Below are 892 nucleotides of genomic sequence, written 5' to 3'. Positions count from 1 at the left end.
ACATAAGCACGTGCTTAGGCATGTGCCTAAGCCTCCATGGTTATGCCTGGTGTCCGGTCGAAAGGGGGGCCAGTTCAGTCGCGGCTATCGGGGATGTCGTTCTGGTTAAGAACTACGGTGTACCCAACGCTCGGAATCTCGTTGTGGCGGCCTACGGCGACCGATTCATCGCGCGTCGGCTCAATCTCTCCGATGAACAAACTGGAATGGCTGTCCTAACAGGCCAAGCGACGAACCCATATGCTCTCCCTGAACCAGTCATCGCCCCGATCGACAAGCTTCCCATGCGGAAGATCAATGGTACGCTTTTCCTGTCGTCGCGCGCGCGAGCGGTCAGCGCTGCGGGTGAAATCAGCCCACTGGATGATGTTGCTCTAACCAGCACAGCACTCGACGGTTCCCGGCTCCTGAAGGTCGCAGGGCGAAGTATGGAGCCGATCGCACTCGATGGCCAATACGTCATCACGCGCATGACGACGATCAACGAAGGGACGCTGAGGGGTTCTGAGGGGCGCCTTGTGATCGCAATAGACGAAAACGGCGCCAAGTACTTCAAGAGGCTGCGGCGACGCGACGATCTGATTATTTTGGAGAGCGCCAACTCGGCTGGATCGACTTCGTCCGAGTTGCTGTCGTTGAGCGGGAGCGGATATCCGAAGCTCACAGATCTTCTGGCAGTAGCAGTCGTGCTTTTTGAAGAGTCGTGAGATACGTGGAATCCCGTCCCCTCTTGCTTCCACTGTGCTTCCACGGGTATTGGAAACGCAAACGCCGCCCTGAAGGGCGATGTTTAAGCCTTTGGAAACGCGAAGTATTTTGGTTGCGGGGGTAGGATTTGAACCTACGACCTTCAGGTTATGAGCCTGACGAGCTACCGGGCTGCTCTACCCCG

General features: G+C 56.8%; 1 protein-coding gene. It reads left to right on the top strand.

The window, feature by feature from the left end:
• Positions 1-707, top strand: a 707-nt coding sequence (locus ACFOM8_RS23030) for a S24 family peptidase (protein WP_377764688.1), incomplete at its 5' end; no start/stop codon positions are given.
• Between the last annotated feature and the right edge of the window lie 185 nt (positions 708-892).

The sequence above is a fragment of the Paracoccus angustae genome (assembly GCF_042648745.1).
Taxonomy (GTDB): domain Bacteria; phylum Pseudomonadota; class Alphaproteobacteria; order Rhodobacterales; family Rhodobacteraceae; genus Paracoccus; species Paracoccus angustae.
This window is presented reverse-complemented; position numbering and strand designations above follow the sequence as displayed.